This is a genomic window from Pseudomonas fulva, assembly GCF_023517795.1.
Classification (GTDB): domain Bacteria; phylum Pseudomonadota; class Gammaproteobacteria; order Pseudomonadales; family Pseudomonadaceae; genus Aquipseudomonas; species Aquipseudomonas fulva_D.
Genome location: NZ_CP082928.1, coordinates 330,998 through 354,567 on the forward strand (window position 1 = coordinate 330,998; position 23,570 = coordinate 354,567).

Annotated in this window: 18 protein-coding genes; 6 read left to right on the forward strand and 12 right to left on the reverse strand. The window is 66.6% G+C overall.

Going from position 1 to position 23,570, the window contains the following annotated elements; translation table 11 throughout:
- Position 1: 1 nt before the first annotated feature.
- Positions 2-1,474, reverse strand: coding sequence for a PLP-dependent aminotransferase family protein (locus K8U54_RS01350; protein WP_249908539.1), 1,473 nt, complete (start codon positions 1,472-1,474; stop codon positions 2-4).
- Between the two features lie 87 nt (positions 1,475-1,561).
- On the opposite strand from K8U54_RS01350, the gene K8U54_RS01355 reads away from it, so the two are divergent.
- Genes K8U54_RS01355 through K8U54_RS01365 form a run of 3 tightly spaced genes read left to right on the forward strand, consistent with a single transcriptional unit; the run spans position 1,562 to position 3,337 of the window.
- Complete coding sequence (locus tag K8U54_RS01355; RefSeq protein ID WP_249908540.1) at positions 1,562-2,191, forward strand: FMN-binding negative transcriptional regulator; 630 nt, start codon at positions 1,562-1,564, stop codon at positions 2,189-2,191.
- Positions 2,192-2,204: 13 nt separating this feature from the next.
- Complete coding sequence (locus tag K8U54_RS01360) at positions 2,205-2,642, forward strand: GNAT family N-acetyltransferase (RefSeq protein ID WP_249908541.1); 438 nt, start codon at positions 2,205-2,207, stop codon at positions 2,640-2,642.
- A 14-nt stretch (positions 2,643-2,656) separates the two neighbouring features.
- Positions 2,657-3,337, forward strand: coding sequence for a GNAT family N-acetyltransferase (locus K8U54_RS01365; RefSeq protein WP_249908542.1), 681 nt, complete (start codon positions 2,657-2,659; stop codon positions 3,335-3,337).
- A 1,213-nt stretch (positions 3,338-4,550) separates the two neighbouring features.
- Here the strand turns inward: K8U54_RS01365 and K8U54_RS01370 are convergent.
- The 10 genes from K8U54_RS01370 to K8U54_RS01415 all read right to left on the reverse strand — a co-directional run bounded on the left by K8U54_RS01370 (position 4,551) and on the right by K8U54_RS01415 (position 19,710).
- Positions 4,551-5,156, reverse strand: coding sequence for a LysE family translocator (locus tag K8U54_RS01370; protein ID WP_249908543.1), 606 nt, complete (start codon positions 5,154-5,156; stop codon positions 4,551-4,553).
- A 47-nt stretch (positions 5,157-5,203) separates the two neighbouring features.
- Entirely contained in the window at positions 5,204-6,043 is an 840-nt protein-coding gene (locus K8U54_RS01375) for an AraC family transcriptional regulator (RefSeq protein ID WP_249908544.1), read from the reverse strand.
- Positions 6,044-6,123: 80 nt separating this feature from the next.
- On the reverse strand, positions 6,124-7,215 hold the full coding sequence (locus K8U54_RS01380; RefSeq protein WP_434060006.1) for a DUF1615 domain-containing protein: 1,092 nt from the start codon (positions 7,213-7,215) through the stop codon (positions 6,124-6,126).
- 355 nt (positions 7,216-7,570) lie between these two features.
- Positions 7,571-9,775, reverse strand: a complete 2,205-nt coding sequence (gene glgB / locus K8U54_RS01385; RefSeq protein ID WP_249908545.1) for a 1,4-alpha-glucan branching protein GlgB — start codon at positions 9,773-9,775, stop codon at positions 7,571-7,573.
- The gene (treS, locus tag K8U54_RS01390; protein ID WP_249908546.1) at positions 9,772-13,104 is read right to left on the reverse strand and encodes a maltose alpha-D-glucosyltransferase; all 3,333 of its coding nucleotides are present in this window, start codon (positions 13,102-13,104) and stop codon (positions 9,772-9,774) included. Before treS ends, glgB begins: the two co-directional genes overlap by 4 nt.
- 11 nt (positions 13,105-13,115) lie before the next feature.
- Complete coding sequence (locus tag K8U54_RS01395) at positions 13,116-15,140, reverse strand: alpha-1,4-glucan--maltose-1-phosphate maltosyltransferase (RefSeq protein ID WP_249908547.1); 2,025 nt, start codon at positions 15,138-15,140, stop codon at positions 13,116-13,118.
- A gap of 265 nt (positions 15,141-15,405) precedes the next feature.
- A complete protein-coding gene (gene ligD / locus K8U54_RS01400) occupies positions 15,406-17,961 on the reverse strand; it encodes a DNA ligase D (RefSeq protein ID WP_249908548.1) in 2,556 nt (851 codons plus the stop codon).
- 11 nt (positions 17,962-17,972) lie between these two features.
- Positions 17,973-18,797 carry a Ku protein gene (locus tag K8U54_RS01405; RefSeq protein WP_249908549.1) on the reverse strand — a complete coding sequence of 275 codons (825 nt, stop codon included), beginning with the start codon at positions 18,795-18,797 and terminating at the stop codon, positions 17,973-17,975.
- 116 nt (positions 18,798-18,913) lie between these two features.
- Positions 18,914-19,156, reverse strand: a complete 243-nt coding sequence (locus K8U54_RS01410; RefSeq protein ID WP_070887049.1) for a hypothetical protein — start codon at positions 19,154-19,156, stop codon at positions 18,914-18,916.
- Between the two features lie 65 nt (positions 19,157-19,221).
- Positions 19,222-19,710 carry an MgtC/SapB family protein gene (locus K8U54_RS01415; RefSeq protein ID WP_434059975.1) on the reverse strand — a complete coding sequence of 163 codons (489 nt, stop codon included), beginning with the start codon at positions 19,708-19,710 and terminating at the stop codon, positions 19,222-19,224.
- A 211-nt stretch (positions 19,711-19,921) separates the two neighbouring features.
- On the opposite strand from K8U54_RS01415, the gene K8U54_RS01420 reads away from it, so the two are divergent.
- From K8U54_RS01420 to K8U54_RS01430, 3 genes are read left to right on the forward strand one after another with little or no spacing between them, the layout of a single operon-like run.
- Positions 19,922-20,140, forward strand: coding sequence for a hypothetical protein (locus K8U54_RS01420; protein ID WP_070887050.1), 219 nt, complete (start codon positions 19,922-19,924; stop codon positions 20,138-20,140).
- 8 nt (positions 20,141-20,148) lie between these two features.
- Entirely contained in the window at positions 20,149-20,727 is a 579-nt protein-coding gene (locus K8U54_RS01425) for an NAD(P)H-binding protein (RefSeq protein WP_249908550.1), read from the forward strand.
- Positions 20,724-20,972: a hypothetical protein gene (locus K8U54_RS01430; RefSeq protein ID WP_249908551.1), complete on the forward strand. Its 249-nt coding sequence runs from the start codon at positions 20,724-20,726 to the stop codon at positions 20,970-20,972. The genes K8U54_RS01425 and K8U54_RS01430 overlap by 4 nt, the downstream gene beginning before the upstream one ends.
- A 313-nt stretch (positions 20,973-21,285) precedes the next feature.
- Here the strand turns inward: K8U54_RS01430 and katE are convergent, their stop codons facing one another.
- Positions 21,286-23,424: a catalase HPII gene (gene katE / locus K8U54_RS01435; protein WP_249908552.1), complete on the reverse strand. Its 2,139-nt coding sequence runs from the start codon at positions 23,422-23,424 to the stop codon at positions 21,286-21,288.
- Positions 23,425-23,570 lie beyond the last annotated feature (146 nt).

Below are 23,570 nucleotides of genomic sequence, written 5' to 3' on the forward strand. Positions count from 1 at the left end.
TTCAGCCCGGCAACTTCCAGGCCCTGCGCAGGGCCTGCAGCGCTTCGCCGATGGCCTGTTCCGGCACCGCCGCAAAGCCCATCACCAGCCCGGCACGCTGCTCCGCCGGCGTGCTCCCCTCGGGCAGCCATTGCACGCTGAGCGGGTTGATCTCCACCCCACAGCTGGCCGCCGCCGCGATCAGTTCGCGCTCACGGGCCAGGCTCTCGCAGCGCACGCTCAGGTGCAGGCCGGCGTGCACGTCCGGCAGTGGCGCACAGCCGGGCACGGCAGCCGGCCAGCCGGCCAGCAAGGCATCGCGACGGGCCCGGGCGGCGTTGCGCATACGGCGGATATGGCGCTGGAAATGCCCGCCGGCAATGAAGTCGGCCATCACCGCCTGGGTGCCGATATCGGAATGCCGCATATCCACCCCACGGCGCCGGGCGAACGCCTGGGCCAGGCGCGGCGGCGCCACCAGATAGCCCAGGCGCAGGGCCGGAAAGGCGATCTTGCTGAAGGTGCCGACGTACAGCACGCGCTGGCCGCGATCCAGGGCGGCGAGCGGGGCCAGTGGCGTGCCGCTGTAGCGGTACTCACCGTCGTAATCGTCCTCGATGATCCAGGCATCGTGGCGCTCGGCCCAGTCGAGCAGGGCCAGGCGCCTGGGCAGCGACAGCGTCACCCCGGTCGGGTACTGGTGCGACGGGGTGACGTAGGCCAGCCGACACGGCCCTGAACGTTGCAGCGCGGCGACGTCCAGGCCCTCGGCGTCGATGCCGACGCCCTCGAGGCGGGCACCGGCGACGCTGAACGCGTGGGCGGCGGCGCGGTAACCCAAGTCCTCGATGGCCACCCGGTCACCAGGCTCGAGCAGCAGCTGGGTGCACAGGCTGATGGCCTGCTGGGCACCACAGGTGATGATGATCTGCCCCGGGTCGCACTGCAGGCCGCGGCTGCTGCGCAGGTAGGCGGCGATCAGCTCACGCAGCCGACCATCACCCGCCGGGTCGCCGTAGCCCAGCAGCGCAGACGCCGGCCGGCGCCAGAAACGCGCGGCCAGACGTGCCCAGGTGTCGTAGGGAAACAGGTCGAAAGCCGGCACGCCAACGCGAAAGGCCCGCGGTGGCCCGGGCAGGTGCGGCGGCAGATGAAAGCGCTCCAATCGCTGCAAGGCGCTGCTGCTCGCCTGGCTCACCGGCATCTCCGCCGGCAACGGCGCGCTGGCGGCCAGGTCGGCCACGTAGGTGCCATCGCCGACCCGCGCCTGCACATAGCCCTCGGCGTACAGCTGATCCAGGGCGCGGTTGACGGTATTGCGCGACACCCCCAGCAGCTCGGCCAGCTGGCGGCTGGCCGGCAGGCGCGTGCCACCGGGCAGCCGCCCGTCGAGCATGCGTTCGCGCAGCGCCTGGTACAGCTGGCGCGACAGGCCTGCACCGGGCTGCAGGCACAGGCCCGAGAGGTCGACGGGTAGCGGCGCCGAGGTGGCCATGATTGGCTCCATGAAAGTCACGGGAAATGGATCTTACAACAGACCAATCGTAATTCTAGGATGGCGCATCCAGCCAAGGAACGCCCCATGTACACGCCACCCGCCTTTCGCCAGAACGACCTCGCCACCCTGCACCGGGAAATCCACGCCTGCCGCCTGGCGACCCTCATCAGCCCTGGCGAACATGGCCTGCAGGCCAGCCACCTGCCCTTGCTGCTGCGCGCCGAAGAAGGCCCCTACGGCACCCTGTATGGCCACCTGGCGCGGGCCAACCCCCATGCCCGGCTGCTGGCAGAAGGCGGCGAGGCCCTGGTGGTGTTCGGCGGCGCCGATGCCTACGTCAGCCCCTCCTGGTACCCGACCAAGGCCGAGCACGGCAAGGTGGTGCCGACCTGGAACTACATCGCCGTGCATGCCCATGGCCGCGCCGACGTGTTCGACGATGCCGAACGCCTGCTGGCCCTGCTCGGCGCGCTGACCGACCGCCATGAGCAACCGCGGCCGCAGCCCTGGACCATTGACGACGCACCGCGCGATTACATCGACGGGATGCTGCGCGCCATCGTCGGCTTCGCCCTGCCCATCGCGCGCCTGGAGGGCAAGTGGAAGCTGGGCCAGAACCGCAGCGAGGCCGACCAGCGCGGCGTGCGTGACGGCCTCGATGCCAGCCCCGATCCCCGTGACCGCGCCCTGGCGCAGCGCATGACCGAACGATAACAGGAGACCGAACATGGAAATACGCGCCGTTACCGCTGACGATCACGCCGCCTGGCTACCACTCTGGCAGGGCTACCAGCGTTTCTACGCCACCGAGATCCCGGAGGCCACCAGTGCCCAGACCTGGCAGCGCTTTCTCGACGCCGACGAGCCGATGCACGCGGCCCTGGCCTGGCAGGACGACCGCGCCATGGGTATGGTCCAGTGGATTTTCCATCGTTCCTGCTGGACCGCGGGGGACTACTGCTACCTGCAGGACCTGTTCGTCGACGAAAGCGTTCGCGGCAGCGGCGTCGGGCGCGGACTGATCGAGCACGTCTACGCCCAGGCCAGGCTGGCCGGCGCTTCGCGGGTGCACTGGCTGACCCACGAGAGCAACACCAACGCCATGCAGCTGTACGACCGCATCGCCGAGCGCCCCGGCCTCGTGCAGTACCGCAAGAAATTGTGATCAGGAGCCCGACCATGACAGACGCCCCGCTCGACTGGGTACCCGCCACACCACCGCCCCGCGCGCCCATCGACGGCCGCTACGTGCGCCTGGAACCGCTGGACGCCCAGCGCCACGGCGAGGCGCTATGGCATGCCCTGCAAGGCCCGGACAGTGATCCCGATTTGTGGGACTACCTGCCCTACGGCCCGTTCGCCGAACGCGGCGCTTTCGATGACTGGCTCGCCGGCAGGCAGGCGGGCGACGACCCGCTGTTCTTCACGGTGATCGACAAGGCCACCGAGCGGGCCGTGGGGCTGCTCAGCTTTCTGCGCATCGCCCCGGCCGACGGCTGCATCGAGATCGGCCATATCGCCTCTGGCCGCGCCATGCAGCGCTCCCCCGCCTCCACCGAAGCGCTCTGGCTGCTGATGCGCCTGGCCATGGACGAGCTCGGCAATCGCCGCCTGGAATGGAAGTGCAATGCCCGTAATGGGCGCTCGATGCGCGCAGCCCAGCGGCTCGGCTTCACCCAGGAAGGCCTGTTCCGCCAGCATGCGGTGATCAAGGGGCGGAATCGCGATACCGCCTGGTTCTCGATCATCGATGGCGAATGGCCGGCGATTCGCGATGCCTTTGTACGCTGGCTGGCCCCGGAGAATTTCGATGCGCAGGGCAGGCAGCGCCAGCGTCTGGAGGAGTTGCGCGGGCGGTAGAACGACCTTCTGCGCGAAAACGATTGCGGCCTTACCGCGAGAACGGCGTTGTGCACACGATTCGCCGCGAGGTCGCGTCTCCTACACGGGGATCGCGGTATCACACGAGCCTGGTGGGAGCGTCGCCCCCGGCGCGAAAACGATTGCGGCCTTACCGCGAGAACGGTGCCGTGCTCACGATTCGCCGCGAGGTCGCGGCTCCTACAATGATCGCGAGCATCCCAACGCCCGAGTGGGAGCGTCGCCCCCGGCGCGATATCGATTGCGGCCCTACCGCGAGAACGGTGCCGTGCTCACGATTCGCCGCGGGTCGCGGCTCCTACAATGATCGCGAGCATCCCAACGCCTGCGTGGGAGCGTCGCCCCCGGCGCGAAAACGATTGCGGCCTTACCGCGAGAACGGCGTTGTGCACACGATTCGCCGCGAGGTCGCGTCTCCTACACGGGGATCGCGGTATCACACGAGCCTGGTGGGAGCGTCGCCCCCGGCGCGAAAACGATTGCGGCCTTACCGCGAGAACGGTGCCGTGCTCACGATTCGCCGCGAGGTCGCGGCTCCTACAATGATCGCGAGCATCCCAACGCCCGAGTGGGAGCGTCGCCCCCGGCGCGATATCGATTGCGGCCCTACCGCGAGAACGGTGCCGTGCTCACGATTCGCCGCGGGTCGCGGCTCCTACAATGATCGCGAGCATCCCAACGCCTGCGTGGGAGCGTCGCCCCCGGCGCGAAAACGATTGCGGCCTTACCGCGAGAACGGCGTTGTGCACACGATTCGCCGCGAGGTCGCGTCTCCTACACGGGGATCGCGGTATCACACGAGCCTGGTGGGAGCGTCGCCCCCGGCGCGAAAACGATTGCGGCCTTACCGCGAGAACGGCGTCGTGCACACGATTCGCCGCGGGTCGTGGCTCCTACAATGATCGCGAGCATCCCAACGTCCGCGTGGGAGCGTCGCCCCCGGCGCGAAAACGATTGCGGCCTTACCGCGAGAACGGCGTCGTGCTCACGATTCGCCGCGGGTCGCGGCTCCTACAATGATCGCGAGCATCCCAACGCCCGCGTGGGAGCGTCGCCCCCGGCGCGAAAACGATTGCGGCCTTACCGCGAGAACGGCGTCGTGCTCACGATTCGCCGGGAGGTCGCGTCTCCTACACGGGGATCGCGGTATCACATGAATCGCTGGGAGGATCGCCCTCAGCGCGTCAGCGGTTCAAAGCGGCGCACCCAGCCAGGCTGAGGCCAACAGCAGCACGGCCATCGTCTGGTTGAAACGGCTCATGGCGCGCGCCGAGGTGAACAGCCGGGCGGCGCCGCGACCGAGCAATGCCCAGCAGCCCAGGCACGCCAGGGAAATGGCCAGGAAGATCGCCGCCAGCAGCGCTACCCGCAGCCCCTGCCCGGGCCCCGGTGTGGCGAATACGCTGACCACCGCCAGGGCCATCATCCAGGTCTTGGGGTTGACCAGTTGCAGCGCCGCGCCGGCAGCCAGCCCGAGGCGTTTCTCTCCCGCCGTCACCGCCGCGCCATCCAGCGCCGCCGCAGGGCTGCTGAAAATCCGCCAGGCCAGGTAGCTCAGCCACAGCACGCCGAACCAGGCCATCGCCCATTGCCGGCGCGGGTGCTGCTGCAGCAGCTCACCCAGGCCGAGGCCGACCGCAACCACCATGGCCGCCGCGCCAAAGCAGGCGCCGAGCACCAGCGGCAGGGTCGCCGCCAGGCCATGGCGGGCGCTGCTGCCGAGCACCAGCACGTTGGTGGGCCCCGGGGTGATGGAGGCGACGAAAGCGAACAGCATAAAGGGCAACAACTGGGTCATGAATGGGCTCCTCAACGATCCGAGCCCTGATCATCGGCGCCTGCAGCTCAGCAGTCTGGAAGCTTTGAGCAGCGCCGCTGGTAGTTCGCCGGGGTGATGCCGTAGGCGCGGCGGAACCAGCGCCCCAAGTGGCTCTGGTCGGCAAAGCCGAGAATCGCCGCCACCTGCACCGGCGGCTCGCCGCGGGCCAGCAGGTGCCGGGCCCGCGCCAGGCGCAGCTGCACCAGGTAGGCATGGGGCGCCAGGCCGAACGCGGCCTTGAAGGCGCGGCTGAGGCGAAAACGATCGACGCCGCAGGCAGCGGCCAGGTCGTCCAGGCCGATATCGCGGCTGTGCTGGTCGTGCAGGAAATCCCGTGCGCGCTGGGCCACCAGCGGCAGGCGCGGGTCGACATCCAGGCGCCGGCGCCAGTGCAGCCGCTCGGTGAGGCGCGCCAGCAGCCCGTCCAGGGCAGCCTGCCTGACCATGCGCAGCTCCTGGCGATGCAGGGCGCCAAAAGCCTCGACCACCGCTGCCAGCAGGCGCGGGTCACTGGCCAGGGTGGCGCCGAAGCCTGGCAGGCAGTCCGCCGGTGCATGCTCGAACAGGCTGCGCAGCTCACGCTCCAACCACTGGCCGTCCAGGTACAGCGTCGAGTAGGTGAAGCCCTCCGGCTCCGGTGCATGGCCGTCGTGCAGTTCCCCGGGCTCGAGCAGAAACACCTGGCCTGCCAGGCTGCTGTTCAACTGCTTGCGGCAATTGAACTGCTGCACGCCCTGCTCGGTGAAGCCGACCAGGTAGGCGTCGTGCCAGTGAGGATCGTAGGCATGCCCGCGAAAATGCGCGCGGATGGTCTCGATCCCGGTGTCTGCGTCCTGGGCCAGGTCGACCCAACTCTGCGCGCTCATGCCTGCTCCCGCGCCACGGTGTGTGGACGGATGATGCTAACCGACCTGCCGCGCTTATTCTGGAAGTTTTGAGCAACCGTTCATCTGGCCCGTGCCATGCAACGCTGGTGACGGACGTCCACGCGCTCGGCGAACCAGGCGGTGGTCAGGCGGCGGGTGATCTTCGGGCTCTTCAGCACGATGCCGGGCAGCAGCGCGCGCGGCACGGGTTTGCCTTCGGCCGCGTCGGCCAGGGCGAATACCCGCTCGTAGAGGCGGCTGTCCTCGAAATCCAGGCTGTCACCCTGCTCCAGGTCCCGGCGAATCGCCCGTTCGCTCATATCCAGGCGCTTGCCCAGCGAGCGCACGGCAAGCTCCGTGGAGCCCGCCCTGCTGCTGCCGTGAATGATCAGGTCGCCATCGAGGGCCAGGGGAATGCCCGAGGCGCTGGTGACGGCGTTCTGGAACGCCGCGTTGCGGCTGGCGTACCAGCCGGCATTGAAATCGGCGAAGCGGTACAGCGGTTTCGGGTAATTGGCCGGGTAGCCCAGCAGGTGGGCGATGCCGAAGTACATGCCGCCGCGGCGGCTGAACACTTCGCGGCGAATGGAGCCGTCCGGCGGATAGGGGTAGCCCTCGGCATGGGCCTGGGCGAAGGCGATGCTGACCTGCATCGGCCCACCGGTGCGCACCGGGTTGAGGGTGCCGAACAGCTGGCGGCCGAGGGGCACCATGCCGGTGAAGTCATCGAAGATGGCGCTCAGCTGCTTTTCGGTGCGCACGCTGTCCAGGCGCTGCTGGTAGGTCTTGCCGGTCGGCGACTCGAGGCGCAGCGCAGCGTTCACCAGCAGCCGAGGAATGTGCAGGCTGGCGGCGCGGCGGTCGATTTCCGCGCGGGCGATCCTGGCCAGCCCCGGCACCTGCGGGTCGGCATTGAAGGTCGACTCCTGCTCGGTCACCGCCAGCACCGCGCAGATGTTCTCGGTGGTCGGCGCGATTTCCTGGGCGGCGAAGGCGGCGTAGATATCGGCGGCCCAGCCTTCGCGATCAGGGGTATTGATCGGCATCAGCCGCACGATCTGCGCGCGTACCTCGGCCGGCTTGGGCGCCGGCTCCCGGGGCTGGGTGGCGCAGCCGGCCAGCGACAGGGCCAGCAGCGCAGCGGTTGAACGCAGGAAAAAGGATGTCACCAGGGGCTCCTCGCAATGAACAGGCTTGAGCCTCTGACAACGGGGGTACGCTGCCGTGCGCGATTATTTGCCGCGCTTGGCTGCCTGGCCGTGGCAATGATCGCGAGGGGCCGCCGGCAGCGACGAACAGAATCCGCTCGAAGAGCCGTAATCGCCGCACTGCACGAGCAGGCCCGCAATGACCGCGCATCGGTGGATTCAGCGACCGGCGACACCTGTGCCCGCGCTGCCAGGCGGCAGCTCAAAGGGTGGTTATCACGCTCGGGCGCCAGGAAAGGACTCACGGTGATCGAGCTCGAAAACCGCTGTTGCAGAGCCGCCGGGGTGGGCCGCCATCATCGGCCCACCCCTGTTCGCCTCACTGCGGCTTGATCACCAGGGTGGCCAATGGCGGCAGATCCAGGCTCAGCGACTGCGGCTGACCATGGCTGGCCACCGCATCACTGAACAGCCCGCCCTGGCTGCCGGCGTTGGAGCCGGCGTAGCGCTCCGAATCGCTGTTGAGCAGCACGTGCCAGGCGCCCCCTTTTGGCACGCCGATGCGATAGCCGTTGCGCGGTTCGGGGGTGAAGTTGTGCACCACCAGAAGCGGTGCACCGCTGCGATCGTGACGCAGCCAGGCGAACACGCTGTTGGTGGCGTCATCGCCGATCAGCCAGGCGAAGCCCTCGGCGTTGCCGTCGAGCTGGTGCAGCGCCGGCTCGTGGCGGTACAGGCCGTTGAGATCGCTGACCAGCTGCTGCACGCCCTTGTGCTCGCCGTAGCGCAGCAGGTACCAGTCCAGCTCGTGGTCGTGGTTCCACTCGCGCCATTGGCCGAACTCGCAGCCCATGAACAGCAGCTTCTTGCCCGGGTGGCTCCACATGAAGCTCAGGTACAGGCGCAGGTTGGCGAATTTCTGCCAGCGGTCGCCGGGCATCTTGTCGAGCAACGAGCGCTTGCCGTGCACCACTTCGTCGTGGGAGATCGGCAGCACGAAATGCTCGGAAAAGGCGTACAGCAGGCCGAAGGTCAGCTGGTGATGGTGATGGCGGCGATGCAGCGGGTCCTCGGCGGCGTACTTGAGGCTGTCGTGCATCCAGCCCATGTTCCACTTGTATGAAAAGCCCAGGCCACCTTCCTGGGTCGGCCGGCTGACCCCTGGCCAGGCGGTCGATTCCTCGGCGATGACCAGGGCTCCGGGCACTTCCTGGGTAACCACGTCGTTGAGGTGGCGCAGGAAGTCGATGCTCTCCAGGTTTTCGCGGCCGCCGAAACGGTTGGGAATCCACTCGCCGTCCTTGCGCGAATAGTCGCGGTAGAGCATCGACGCCACGGCGTCCACGCGCAGGCCGTCGATATGGTAGGTGCGCAGCCAGTGCAGCGCAGAGGCCAGCATGAAGCCGTGCACCTCGGTGCGGCCCAGGTTGTAGATGTAGGTATCCCAGTCCTGGTGGAAGCCCTCGAACGGGTGGGCGTACTCGTACAGCGCGGTACCGTCGAACTGGCCAAGGCCATGGGCATCGGTGGGGAAATGCGCCGGCACCCAGTCGAGGATCACGCCGATGCCGGCCTGGTGGCAGGCGTCGACGAAGGCGGCGAAGTCCGCCGGGCTGCCATGCCGCGCGGTGGGCGCGAACTGCGACAGCAGCTGATAGCCCCAGGAGCCACCGAACGGGTGCTCCATGATCGGCATCAGCTCGATATGGGTGAAGCCCAGCTGCTGCACGTAGGGAATCAGCTGCTCGCTCAGCTCCCGCCAGCTCAGCAGGCGACCATCCTCGCCGCCCTCGCGGCGCCAGGAGCCGGCATGCAGTTCGTAGATCGACATCGGCGCCTGGTAGCCCTGCTGGGCCTGACGCTGCTGCAGCCAGTGATCGTCGTGCCAGTCGAACTGCAAGGGCGCCGACACCACCGAGCCGGTAGCCGGCGGCAACTCGGTAGCCAGGGCCATGGGGTCGGCCTTGAGCGGCAGCAGGCCGTCACGGCCGAGAATCTCGTACTTGTAGACCTCGCCCGGCGCCAGGCGCGGAATGAACAGCTCCCACACACCGCTGGGCTGGCGCAGGCGCATCGGGTGGCGCCGACCGTCCCAGCCGTTGAAGTTGCCGACCACCGACACCCGCCGGGCGTTGGGCGCCCACACCGAGAAGCGCACGCCCTGTACGCCTTCGTGGGTGGTGAACTGGGCGCCCAGGCTCTTGCCCAGTTCGCGGTGGTTGCCCTCGGCGAACAGATACAGGTCCATCTCGCCGAGCAGCTGGCCGAAGGCATAGGGGTCTTCGGTTTCCTGCACACCGGTGCCCCACTGGATGCGATAGCGATACGGCACCTGCTGCTCGATACGAATGCTGAACAGCCCCGGCACGCTGGATTGCTCCAGGGCACCGAGTACCTCGCCGCTCACCGCGTGGATCAGCTCGACGCCCAGGGCACCGGGCAGGTAGGCACGGATGGTCAGCCCGTGGGCGAAGGCGTGGGGGCCCAGAATCGAAAACGGATCGCCATGCTCGCCCCTGATCAGGGCCTCGACGGCGGCGCGTTCCAATCCCGCCACCTGGCGCTCGGTTTCTCCATTGCTCATCGTTTACCGCTCCCCAAGAGATATTTGGTCAGCTCTATCAACCCTTGCACCGGGACTTCCAGCCAATCGGGACGATAGCGCGCTTCATACAGGATTTCGTAGGCCGCCTTCTCGATGCAGAACAGCGCCAGGGCTGCCACTTCACCTTCGCGGTCGTGCCAGGCATGGGGCAGATCGGCTGCCGCCAGCCGGTAGGCTTCGTTGAATGCGGTTCTGGCCTGGCTGCGATACAGCCCGGCGATATGCTGGCGGGCCTGTTCGGCCTCGGCGGTGACATCGGCGCTCTGGGCACTGCGCATGGCCATGGCGGCAGCGTAGTCGAAGGAGCGCAGCATGCCGGCGACGTCCTTGAGCGGGCTGTAGAAGGCGCGGCGCTCCTCCAGCGTGCGGGTCGGCTCGCCTTCAAAGTCGATCAGGTAGGCATCGCCCTGCACCACCAGCACCTGGCCCAGGTGCAGGTCGCCATGCACGCGCATGCGGATACCGCCTGCCGAACGCCGCGCCAGGTCGTCGACCAGCTCGATGATCTGGTCATGCCGCGCCGCCAACCAGTCGGCCTGATTGGCCGCTTCACCCGGCAGGTGCCCGCGGCCTTCGGCGATCACCTTCAAAGCTTCGCGCACCTGGGCGGCAATGTTCTGCGACCACTCGGCCACCTCGGCCTCGCCCGTCTCGTGGTAACCGAAATCCGGGTTGTCGCTGGCCTGGCCGAGCGCCACGTGCATTTCGCCCAGGCGTTTACCCAGCAGCCCGGCGAAGGTTTCCAGTTCGGATAACGCACCGTGCTGGCTTTCCTGCTCGGAATGCCCGCCGGCCAGTTCGTCGCGGATGGCGCGCTCCAGATTGTTCTGGGTCCACTGCCAGGCGTCGCCCTGGTTGCTCAGGAAACCCTGCAGGATCATCAGCGTATGGGGCACGCCCTGCTCGTCGACGCGGCGTACTTCACCGAGCAGCGGCGCGATATGTTCGAAGCCGGCGGCGGTCAGGTAGCCGCCGATCTCCGCCTCCGGATGGATGCCGGGCAACACGCGGCGCACCAGCTTGAGCACCGCCTGCTCGTTGATGATCGCCGAGCTGTTGGACTGTTCCGCGGAGATCAGCTTGATCTCCGCGTCGCTCAGATCGCCCAACGCCTGCAGGCGCGAGGTGGGCACGAATTGGATTTCGCTGCCCTGCCAGCCCAGCACGCTGCGCTCGCTCAGCTGACGCATCACATGGCGCACGAAGCCGGGCAGCGTGTAGCCATCGGTAAGCAGCCCCACCTGGCGGCCGCGGCGCAGCCGGGCCAGGGCGAGTTGCTGGGGCACGCTGCTGCCCGCGTCATGCTCGCCAACAAAGCCCAGCGGCACCTGGTAATGCTCGCTGGCCCCGGAGGCGCGAGTGACCTGGACTTCGCTGAGCACGTAGGGCTCCTCGGCGGTGCCGAAGGGAATGGCGTAGAGCAGCTTGACCTGGCCGGGGTTCTCGCCCTGCCCGGAGAACCAGCGGCGCTTGGGCAGGTAGGCCGGCAGCGACTCCTGTTCCAGTGTCGCGCGGGCCGGCAGCTGCAGCAGCTCGCCGAGTTCGTTCTTGATCACCAGGGTGGTCAGTTCCGGCATGCGGTCGACCGGTGGTACGTGCCAGCTGGGCATTTGCGCCTCCTCGGCGAGCAGAAACCAGTAGAAGCCATAAGGCGGCAGGGTCAGCAGGTAGTTGAGCTGGCCGATGGGCGGGAACGACGAGCCGCCGACCATTTCCACCGGCACCTTGCCGTCGTGGGCGGACAGTTCCAATTCCACCGCCTGTGCGGCGCGCGACAGGTTGGCCACGCAGAGGATCAGCTCCGGGTTGCCCTGGACATCGGTGCCCTCACGCAGGTAGGCCAGCACGCGGCGGTTGTTGGGGGTGAGCATCTTCAGCGCACCGCGGCCGAAGGCACGATGCTGCTTGCGGATGTTGAGCATGCGCCGCGTCCAGTTGAGCAGCGAATGGGGGTCGCGGGACTGGGTCTCGACGTTGATGCTCTGGTAGCCGTACAGCGGATCCATCACCGGCGGCAGCACCAGCCCGGCCGGGTCGGCGCGGGAAAAGCCACCATTGCGGTCGGGGGACCACTGCATCGGCGTGCGCACGCCATCGCGGTCGCCCAGGAAGATGTTGTCGCCCATGCCGATCTCGTCGCCGTAATACAGTGTCGGCGTGCCGGGCATGGACAGCAGCAGGCTGTTGAGCAGTTCGATGCGCCGACGATCGCGCTCGACCAGCGGCGCCAGGCGCCGGCGGATACCCAGGTTGATACGCGCCCGGCGGTCGGCGGCGTAGTAGTTCCACAGGTAGTCGCGCTCGTGGTCGGTGACCATTTCCAGGGTCAGTTCATCGTGGTTGCGCAGGAAGATCGCCCACTGGCAATTGTCGGGAATCTCCGGGGTCTGGCGCAGGATGTCGGTGATCGGGAAGCGGTCTTCCTGGGCGATGGCCATGTACATGCGCGGCATCAGCGGGAAGTGAAAGGCCATGTGGCATTCGTCACCCTGGCCGCTGGCGTCACCGCCAAAGTACAGCTGGGTGTCCTCGGGCCACTGGTTGGCCTCGGCGAGCAGCATGCGGTCGGGGTACTTGGCGTCCAGCTCGGCGCGAATCTTCTTCAGCACCCCGTGGGTTTCCGGCAGGTTCTCGTTGTTGGTACCGTCGCGTTCGATCAGGTACGGAATGGCGTCCAGGCGCAGGCCGTCGACGCCCATGTCGAGCCAGAAGCGCATCACCCCCAGCACTTCCTTGAGCACCTGGGGGTTGTCGAAATTCAGGTCCGGCTGGTGCGAGTAGAAGCGGTGCCAGTAGTACTGGCCGGCCTCGGCGTCCCAGCTCCAGTTGGACTTCTCGGTATCGAGAAAGATGATCCGCGTACCGTCGTATTTCTGGTCATCGTCGGACCACACGTAATAATCGCGCGCCTTGCTGCCGCGCTTGGCGGCGCGGGCGCGCTTGAACCAGGGATGCTGGTCCGAGGTGTGATTGATGACCAGCTCGGTGATCACCCGCAGGCCACGCTTGTGGGCTTCGGCGATAAAGCGCTTGGCGTCGGCCATGGTGCCGTAGTCCGGATGCACGCCGCGGTATTCGGCGATGTCGTAGCCGTCGTCACGGCGCGGCGACGGGTAGAACGGCAGCAGCCACAGGGTATTCACCCCCAGGTCGGCGATGTAGTCGAGCTTGTCGATCAGGCCCGCGAAGTCGCCGATGCCATCGTTGTTGGCATCGAAGAATGACTTCACGTGCACCTGATAGATGATCGCGTCCTTGTACCACTGCGGGTCATTGAGGAAGGTGCCGCGCCGGGCTCTGCGTGCCATCGACCGCTTCCTCAGCTCGCCACGCGAATGCGCCAGATGCCGAACGGCTGGTGCCAGGGCTCGATGCGCATCCACTGGGTCTTGCCGTGCCAGTGCCAGGTATGGCCGGTCATCAGGTCTTCGCCATGGGTGGTGGCGTGGTCATCCAGGCCCAGCTCCCAGAGTGGCAGCTCGAAGTGCGCTTCCTGGGCGTTGTGCGGATCGAGGCTGACCGCCACCAGAATGAAGTTCTCGCGGTCGGCGGTGCGTTTGCCGAAGAACAGGATGTTGTCGTTCCAGCAGGTGTAGGCCTTGAACCCGAGGTGGGTCTGCAAGGCCGGGTTCTGACGGCGAATGCGGTTGAGCTGGGCGATCTCGGCGACGATGTTGCCCGGCGCCTGATAGTCTCGCACGCGGATCTCGTACTTCTCCGAGTCCAGGTACTCCTCCTTGCCCGGGACCGGCAGGGACTCGCAGATCTCGAAGCCCGAATACATGCCCCACAACCCCGAGCCCATGGTCGCCAGGGCAGCGCGGATCAGAAAGCCGGCGCGGCCGCTGTGGTGCAGGAAGTAGGGGTTGATGTCCGGCGTGTTGACGAAGAAGTTCGGCCGGTAGCAATCACGCCACGGCGCCTCGTTGAGCTGGGTCAGGTAGGTTTCCAGCTCGGCCTTGGTGTTGCGCCAGGTGAAATAGGTGTAGCTCTGGGTGAAGCCGAGCTTGCCCAGGCGCGCCATCATCGCCGGGCGGGTGAAGGCCTCGGCGAGGAACATCACCTGCGGATGGCTCTTGCGGATATCGGCGATCAGCCATTCCCAGAACGGCAGCGGCTTGGTGTGCGGGTTGTCGACGCGGAACTGGTACACGCCCAGCTCCACCCAGCCGCGCACCACGTCGCGCAGTGCCAGCCACAGGTCGGGCACGGCATCCTTGGCGTAGAAATCCACGTTGACGATGTCCTCGTACTTCTTCGGCGGGTTCTCGGCATGACGAATGGTGCCGTCCGGGCGCCAGCTGAACCAGCCCGGGTGTTGCTGCAGCCAGGGATGATCGGGCGAGCACTGGATGGCGAAATCCAGGGCGATCTCCAGATCATGCTCGCGGGCGGCCTCGACCAGGGCGACGAAATCCTCACGGCTGCCGAGCTGCGGGTGGATGGCCTCGTGGCCGCCGTCGGGGCTGCCGATGGCGTAGGGGCTGCCGGGATCATCCGGGCCGGCCGTCAGCGAGTTGTTGCGACCCTTGCGGTGGGTGGTGCCGATGGGGTGGATCGGCGGGAAGTACAGTACGTCGAAGCCCATGGCCTGGATCGCCGGCAAGCGTCTGATCACGTCGCGGAAGGTACCGTGGCGGGCCGGGTCATCGGTTTCCGAGCGGGGAAACAGCTCGTACCAGCTGGCGAAGCGCGCCAGGGGGCGCTCCACGTCGAGCAGGTAGGTGGCACTGCGGGTGCGATGCGGGTGGCCTTCGGCGCGGCGTACCAGGGCCACGGTTTCGGGGGCCAGCAACAGCGCCACCCGCTCATCCAGGCTCTGCAGTTCCTGCAGCTCGTCGCACAGGGCCTGCAGGGTCATGGCCAGGTCACCCTCGGCGCGCTCGGCGGCTTCGCGCAGCAGCGCCTGGCCTTCCTGCAGTTCGAGGTTGATGGTCACGCCGGCGCCGAACTTCTTCGACAGCTCGTAGCAGTAGCTGGCGTAGATGTCCCACCAGGCTTCGATGAGAAACTCCACCTCGCCGACCCGCTGCGGGGTGATCTGTGCCTGCCAGCGATCGTGGCCCAGCTCTTCCAGCGGCTCGCGGTGCCAGTCGGTGGCGCCGACGTCACGCCACAGCACTTCGCCAGCCAGCTTGTCGTGGCCATCGGCAAAGATCAGCGCGCTGACCGTGACCCGGTCGCCGGCTATCGCCTTGGCAGCGAAGCGCCCCTGTTCGACCTGCGGCTCCACCTCCTCGATGGCCAGGCGCGGCAATTCCAGCGCCCGTTCCAGGGACAACTGGCCATGGCTCAAGCGAACGGGTTCTTGCAGAAAAGCGGCTTGCGGATCAGCGGACGGCATCGAAACGGGCTCCTCACGCCTGGCAGGCGTATAAGCTGTTGCACCGTGGCGAACCACGGGCTGTACGCGACAGTGCGTACCTGAATGCGGGTTTGCCGACGGCACCTGCTCGGCGCCCTGCGCTGCGACGTCGCCCTGGCCTGACCTGCGCCAGTGCGACTTGCATGACAGGGGCTGCGGGGTGCCGCGACCTGTCTATCTCCGAACCTGGCGCATTTGCCAAAGTTCATAGTTTCCGAGGCGAGGCAGGCGCGCCCTCTCGGGCTCATGGCGCCTCGGCGCCCAACTTCTTCCACATCGCCCGGGTGATGCGCTGGCGGTTGGCGTAACCGGCCCAGGGATCGCCCTCGAGTTTGTCCAAGCGCTGCTGCAGATTGCCGATATGCCACTGCCTGGAGTCGCGCAATTGCGCCAGCTCGTCGCGACCGATCGGCACCGACACCGGCAGGCCCGGCCGCGCGCGTACCGAATAGGCGGCCACGGTGCTGGCCCCCCGGCCGTTGCGCAGGTAATCCAGGTACACCTTGCCGATGCGGTTCTTCGGCCCCATGCGGGCACTGAAGCGATCCGGCAACTGGTCGGCCATGAATTGCGAGATCGCCTTGCCGAAGGCCTTCAGGGTGTCCCAGTCGACATGCCGGGCCAGCGGCACCACCAGGTGCATGCCGGCGCCGCCGCTGGTTTTCACGAAGGTTTCCAGTCCCAGCTCGTCGAGTACCGACAGGCTCAGGCGCGTGGCCTCCAGTACCGCGCGCCAGGGCAATGCCGGATCCGGGTCGAGGTCGAGGATCAGCCGGTCCGGCCGTTCGATGCTGGCATAGGCGGCATTCCAGGTGTGCAATTCGATGGTGCCCATCTGCACGGCACCGACCAGGGCCGGCACGCTGTCGATGGCCATCAGCCGGTCGTGACCGGGGTCGAGATCGGCATCCAGGTGGCGGATATTGGGAATCGCCAGGCGCTCGGCGTGCTTCTGGAAGAACTGCTCGCCACCCACACCGCTCGGCGCGCGCAGCAGGGACACCGGCCGGTTGCGCACATCGGGCAACAGCCAGTCGGCAATCTCGGCGTAGAAGCGCGCGAGCTGCGCCTTGGTGGTACCGCTTTGCGCGTCGATGACCCGCTCGGGGTGGCTGACCGACACCTCGCCGATCTGCTCACGCCCCTTGCGTGGGGAAGCCTTGCCGGCAGGTTGGTCGCCAGTAGCGCCCGCCTCCACGGCCTGCGCTGGCGCGGCTTGCTCCTTCACGATCTGCTCGGCCGGCTTGTCACTGCGCTCGCCGACGAAGGCGCCCTGGCGCACCAGCCCTTCCCCGGTCCAGCCGGCAAAGGCCACCTCGACCACCAGCTGCGGTTCGATCCATTGCACGCCCCGGCGCTGCGCCGCGCTGGGTTGCTTGTGCAGCGGCGAGTCGTCCCGCGCCAGCGCTTTCATGCGCGTAAACAGGCTGCCGAGCAGCGCCTCGTTGAAGCCGGTACCGACTCGCCCGGCATAGCGCAGGCCCTGTGCCTCGTTGACCGCCAGCAACAGCGCTCCGAACCCCGAGCGACTGCCCTGGGGCTTGCTGAAGCCGACCACCACGAACTCCTGGCGCTGCCGACACTTGAGCTTGATCCAGTCGGCGCTGCGCGAGGAGCGATAGGGGCTGCCGGCACGCTTGCCGATCACCCCTTCCAGGCCCAGCGCACAGGCGCTGCCCAGTACGCTCTGGTGATCGACCTCGAAGGCGTCGGAAAAACGCAGCGGACCCTTGCGCTTGGGCAACTTCTTCTGCAGCGCCGCGCGGCGCTGCTCGACCGGCAGCTGACGTTGATCCTGGCCGTCCAGCCAGGGCGCGTCGAACAGGAAATACAGGATGGCGCCACTGCGCGACTCGTCGAAGGCATTCTGCAGGGCCTGGAAATCCGGCATGCCCTGCTCGTCGAGCACCACCGCCTCGCCGTCCAGCCAGCTATCGCCGAGCTTGAGTTTTTCCAGGGCCTTGGCCTGGGGCGCCATGCGCGCCGTCCAGTCGTGGCCGTTGCGGCTGAACAGGGTCACCTTGCCGTCTTCTACGCGCGCCATGATCCGGTAGCCGTCGTACTTGATCTCGTAGATCCAGTCCCCCGCCGGCGGCGACTCGACCAGGGTCGCCAGCTGCGGCGAGAGGGTCTCCGGCATGGCCGACTGGGCGCCCTTGCCGGCCTTGGCCTTGCTCGCCCTGGCCGGCGCCTCGCTGCGCGCCTTGGCCTTGGCGGCCTGGTTGGCAGCCGGCTTGGCCATGCCGCCCACCAGTTCGCCGCTGATCACGCTGGCCGGCAAGGCGGTGACGATGTCGTATTCATCGGCCGGCCTGGCCACGTCGTCCTGCTCCTTGATCAACAGCCATTGCTGCTTGTCGCCGCTGCCCTTCAGGCGCGTGCGCACCAGCGTCCAGGCACCGCTGAGTTTCTCGCCAATCAGGGTGAACTTGAGCTTGCCGGCCGCATAGGCCGCCACGGGGTCACCCTCGGGCTGCCAGATACCCTGATCCCAGACGATCACGTCACCGGCCCCGTAGTTGCCCTCGGCGATGCTGCCCTCGAAGCTGGCGTAGGCCAGCGGGTGATCCTCGACGTGCACGGCCAGGCGTTTCTGGCTCGGATCGAGGCTCGGCCCCTTGGGAACGGCCCAGCTTTTCAGGGTGCCCTCCAGCTCCAGGCGAAAATCGTAATGCAGGTGCCGCGCATCATGCTTCTGCACCACGAAGGTCAATGCCCCGGCCTTGGCGCGGCTGCGCCGGCCGGACTCGCGGGGTTCGCTGGTGGACTCGAAATTGCGCTTGCGGTTGTAGTCGCTCACGGCCGCTCACCTCACTTGGACGAGCGCTTGCGCGCAGGCTTGCCGGAATTGCCTTCCAGGCTGCGCTTGAGCAGGTCGGTAAGATCGATGACGTCGGCGCTCTTGCTCGCCGGCTTGCGCTCGCCGCCTTCCACGTCTTCGATCTTGCCGGCCTTGGCCTTCTTCTCGACCAGTTTCATGATCTCGTCGCGGAAGGTGTCCTGATACTCGTCAGGCGTCCACTCCACGGTCATGTCGCGCACCAGGCGCTTGGCCATGTCGCGTTCGCCCTTGCTGAGCTTGGCGCCGGTTACCGCGCTACTCAGCTCCAGGGTGTCCAGGCCGCGCACCTCATCTGGCCAGCGCAGCATCACCAGCAGCAGCGCATCGCCGTCGACCATCACCGCCGCCAGGTGCTGCTTGACGTGCAGCACCACATTGGCGAGCGCCACCTTGCCGGAATCCTTGAGGGTCTGCTGCAGCAGGGCATAGACCTTTTCGCCGCGCTTGTCCGGCGCCAGGTAGTAAGGACGCTCGATGTTCTGTAGGGGAATGTCCTTGGCGTCGAGAAAGCCGAAGATATCGATGGTCTGGGTCGACTCCGGATGGGCGGCGCGGATCTCGTCCTCGCTGATGATCACGTAGCGGCCCTTTTCCACCTGCACGCCCTTGGCGATGTGCTCCTTGTCGACTTCCTTGCCGGTGGCCTTGTTGACGCGCTTGTAGCCCACCGGCTCCATGCTGCGTGCATCCAGCCAGTCGAAATCGATGCCCTTGGATTCGGTCGCCGAGACCAGCGACACGGGAATGTGGACCAGCCCGAAACTGATCGCCCCTTTCCAGATTGCACGCGCCATGTGGCGAATCTCCCGTTGATTGAATCTGTACGGGTGACTGGGCGGCGAAAACAAAAGTTTCAGTGATCCGCCGGAGGGCCCGGCGGCGACGCGGGATCGCGCCGCAGGAGGGGTCTCTACAGGGCGACGCCGTCGCGGTAGATCACGTCGCCGTCGATGGTGATGTCACGGATCTGGCGCAGCATGTTGTCGGCGGCGGTTTCCGCCTCGCTCTCGCACACCGAGCCCAGGGCCGGCACCCAGAGCAGCTGCACGGCAGCGCCAGCGCATTTGGGCTGGTACTCGATCAGGCCAACGTAGTGCTGGCCATCCTTCATGGCGTCCGTCCAGGCGATGCATCCCTTGAAATCGCGGAACATACGGGGCTCCCCTCATCCACCAGGTAGTGCATGAGAGCGTGACGGGGGCGAAGACGTTCCCATCTTCAGCGCGCACGCTTCTCCAGCCAGGCGATCAGGTGCGGCACGGTATTGAAGATGAACAGCGCCATCAGCGTGGCCAGCACCGCGGTGGCTTCGCGTCCCATGCCGATGGTGATGCCGATGGCGGCGGTCAACCAGATACCCGCGGCGGTGGTCAGGCCCTTCACTTCGGTCATCGAATCGCCCTTGATGATGGTGCCCGCGCACAGGAAGCCGATACCGGCCACCAGCCCCTGGATGACCCGGCTCATGGCGTCGTGCTCGGCGCCCATCTGCGCCGGCACCAGCACGAACATCGCCGAGCCGATGGCCACCAGCATATGGGTGCGCACGCCAGCGGCCTTGCCGCTGGTCTCGCGCTCGAGCCCCAGCAGACCGCCCAGCAGCGCCGCCAGCAGCAGGCGCAAGGTGACCTGGGTGAACTGCTCGGGGGTACTCAGATCGGAAAATTCGTTGGCCAGGGTGGCCAATACCGCGTCCCAGAAACTCAAGTCGATTGCTCCAGCCTGCTCGATCAGGAAGTAAGCGCAGCGCTCCCGCCGCGCTGCTGTAATCGACCCCATAAGCAGGTAGAGGTTTGGCTTTTTTGACGGCGTACCGCTGGGCGAAAAACCTGAACGCCGTGCAACGCCGGCCAGTCAGCTGTCATGACAGGCGAGCACGCCGCCCCGCGCCACAAGCGCACGACGAAAAGAGGTTCGGATGTCCAGAAATCACTACTTTCTCGTCAGCTACAGGCTTGGCAAGCAGAAGAAATCCACCGAGGTGCAGGCCGGTGCCTCGGTGCTGACGCCCGAGCAGGCTCGTTATCACATCGAATCGCTGCACAGCAGCGAACTGCCCAGTGAGATTACCGATATCGAGGTCAAGCCTCTGGGTGATTCGAACGAGCAGGAACCCGGTCAACAACGGCAGACCTGAGCCCGATCATGAGCGACCTACGCCCCATCGACAAAATCGCCCTCTACGGTGCGCCGGACCGGGTCACCGATGCCCTGCAGGACGTGCTGCTGGAGCGCGGCCTGCAGGTGGTGGTGATCGTCGATGACCCGAGCGACATCGCCGCGCGCCCAGGCCTCGCGGCCAAGAGCGGTACGCCGCTGCAGGCCGACAGCGTGGCACGCAGCGTCGCCGGCATGGACGCGGTGATCGTCGTGTTGAATAGCCGACAGCTGCGCATCGAGGGATTCGAACGCACCTACGACGCGATCATCGCCCTGCTCGAGGGATTGCCCACGGCGGGCGTGGAGCGCCTGCTGCTGATCGGCGAACACGGCTGGCTGGATCGCGACGACGGCCTGCCGGCCGACAAGCTCGAACACCTGCAGCACAGCCTGCACAAGTCGCCGCTGGCGTGGACGCTCGTCGAAGCGCCCGGCACAGAGCCAAATGCATTCATGACGCTGCAACACTATGCCTGCAGCGTGATAGACCAATGCCTGCAGGGGACGAGCGTCAAACAGCGTTTGCACGTCGACTCTCGCCCGCAGGCCGAGGAGGCCCCATGAGTCCTGAAAGCTATATCCTGTTGATGATTTCCGGCTGGTTACTGGTATCGGCGGCCATGCTCTGGGGCATGCTGCGCCTGCTCAACCGTTACCAGCTCGAAGCCCAGCTGGCCGAAGAATTCCCCGCCCTGCCCGCCTCGCCGAGCGATCCGGTATGGCGTCGCCAGCATGCACCGCGCCGCGCCAAATTGCGCGCCCGTGCCCAGCGTACCTGCCAGCAGCATGCGCATGTGCTGATGAGCTAAGAATCAGTTGACGATTTTTAGGCAACGTTGAAGAGGCAGCTATAAGGCAGAAGCGGCCGTCACTGATCCAGTGTGGGAGCGGGCCATGCCCGCGAAAAATCACGGGCATGGACTAGCCACGTAGGGTGGATGACGCTCTTTTCATCCACCGTTGCGATCACGAAGCGGTGGACGGATGAAGCGTCGTCCACCCTACAAATGTCCGCTCCCGCCAATTTGCAGGCAAAGCGCTGAAATCGGCCGAACGATTGTGAAAAGCTTCTGACACCCAGCTGAAAGCCCCTGCACCTCGCGGTACAGGGGCTTTTTCACGTCAGGCTGGAATCGCCTTGGTCAGCGGCTCGCGGGCCCACACGCGGTGCTTGGCGATGGCCGCGGTGAACGGCTGTACCAACCCACTACCCGCCTGCCCGGTGAGCAAGCCTTCATCCTCCTGGAGACGCAGCAGCTTGAGCAGATCGGCCGACTCGCCGCACAGGGCGATGGCCTTGAGGTGCTTGTAGGCTTCGAGCAGGTAATGCAGCGCCACGCCATCGCCTTCCAGGGCCTTGGCGAAGCTCGCGCCACCCGGCACCCACACCGCGTCGAAGGCCACCGACGGCAGGCCCTGCATGGAGTCATTGGGCACCAGTTGCTTACCGGCATCACTGTTCACCGGCGCGGCGCTTGGCGCGAGCAACTTGAACTGCGCGCCCTGCTTGTCCAGCTCGGCAGTGAGCGCATCGATATCGGCCTGCTTGACGCCCTCGCCGATCAGGATCGCCACCTTGCGCGACTTGATGTTGCCCGGCAGCAGGTTCATCTGGCTCAGCGCCGGCGACTCCTTCAGCGAAATCTCCGGCACCTGCACGGTCGGCCCGCTCGGTGCGTCGACACCGATATTGGCCGCTACCTGCCTGGCCAGGTCCAGGTCGATGTTGGCGAGGATCTCATGCACCTGGCGCTTGCGGATATGCATGCGTTCGACCTTGCCCAGCTCGAAGCTGTAGGCCGCCACGATATGCGCTTTCTCGGCGTCGCTCATGCTGTTGAAGAACAGCCGCGCCTGGGAGAAATGATCGCCGAACGACTCGGCGCGCTTGCGGATCTTCGGCCCGGAGACCTCTTCGGGGTAGCTGACGTAGCCGCCGCCCTTCGGTGCCTCGGGGGTTTCCTTCGGCCAGCCGCCATCGATGGAGTTCGGCTCGTAGGAGGCACGGCCCTTGTTGATGGTCTGGCGGTGGAAGGAGTCACGGTTGTTGTTGTGGAACGGGCACACCGGACGGTTGATCGGGATCTCGTTGAAGTTCGGCCCACCGAGGCGCAGCAGTTGGGTGTCGGTGTAGGAGAACAGCCGGCCCTGCAGCAGCGGGTCATTGGTAAAGTCGATGCCCGGCACGATGTTGGCCATCTGGAAGGCCACCTGCTCGGTCTCGGCGAAGAAGTTGTCCGGGTTGCGGTTCAGCACCAGCTTGCCGACCACGCGCACCGGCACCTGCTCTTCGGGCACCAGTTTGGTGGCGTCGAGCAGGTCGAAGTCGAATTTGTGCTCGTCTTCCTCGGGGATCACCTGCAGGCCTAGTTCCCATTCCAGCGGGTCACCGTTCTCGATGTCGTCCCACAGGGTGCGGCGATGGAAGTCCGGGTCCTTGCCGGCGAGCTTCTGCGCCTCGTCCCAGACCAGCGAGAACACCCCGGCCACGGGGCGCCAGTGGAACTTGACGAAGTGCGCGCGGCCTTCGGCGTTGACCAGCCGGTAGGTGTGTACGCCGAATCCCTGCATGCCGCGAAAGCCTACGGGGATGGCGCGGTCGGACATGGTCCACAGCACCATGTGGGCCGACTCCGGGGTCAGCGACACGAAGTCCCAGAAGGTGTCGTGGGCCGAGGCGCCGGTGGGAATCTCGTTGTGCGGCTCGGGCTTCACGGCGTGCACGAAGTCCGGAAACTTGATGGCGTCCTGGATGAAGAACACCGGCATGTTGTTGCCGATCAGGTCGAAGTTGCCCTCGTCGGTATAGAACTTGGTGGCGAAGCCGCGTACGTCGCGCACGGTGTCGGCCGAGCCGCGCGGGCCCTGCACGGTGGAGAAGCGCACGAATACCGGGGTCTGCTTGCTCGGGTCGGTGAGGAAATCCGCCTTGGTCAGCTCGCTCAGGTCTTCATAGACCTGGAAGTAGCCATGGGCCGCCGCGCCGCGGGCATGCACCACGCGCTCGGGGATGCGCTCGTGGTCGAAGTGGGTGAGCTTCTCGCGCAGCAGGAAGTCCTCGAGCAGCGACGGGCCGCGCTCGCCGGCACGCAGGCTGTTCTGGTTGTCGGCGATACGGGTGCCGTGGTCGGTGGTCAGCGCCTGGCCGGTGGCGTCTTCACGAAAGCGTTCGAGCTGCTCGAGCTTCTTGTTGCTGTTGCCGCGGTCCACGGTGTCGGTTCCCGCCAATTCGCTGGTACGGCCCTTGTCTCTGGATTCCATCAGTCATCTCCTCGCAGTGGTATCGCCCGCCAGATCGACTGATCGGGGGCAACAGCGTCCGCCGCGCTCAGGCAGGCGCGGCTTGGACGTGTGGACGCCTCAGGAATGTGAGGCCGCAAGCGGAGGGACGTTCGGGTTATTTAGCG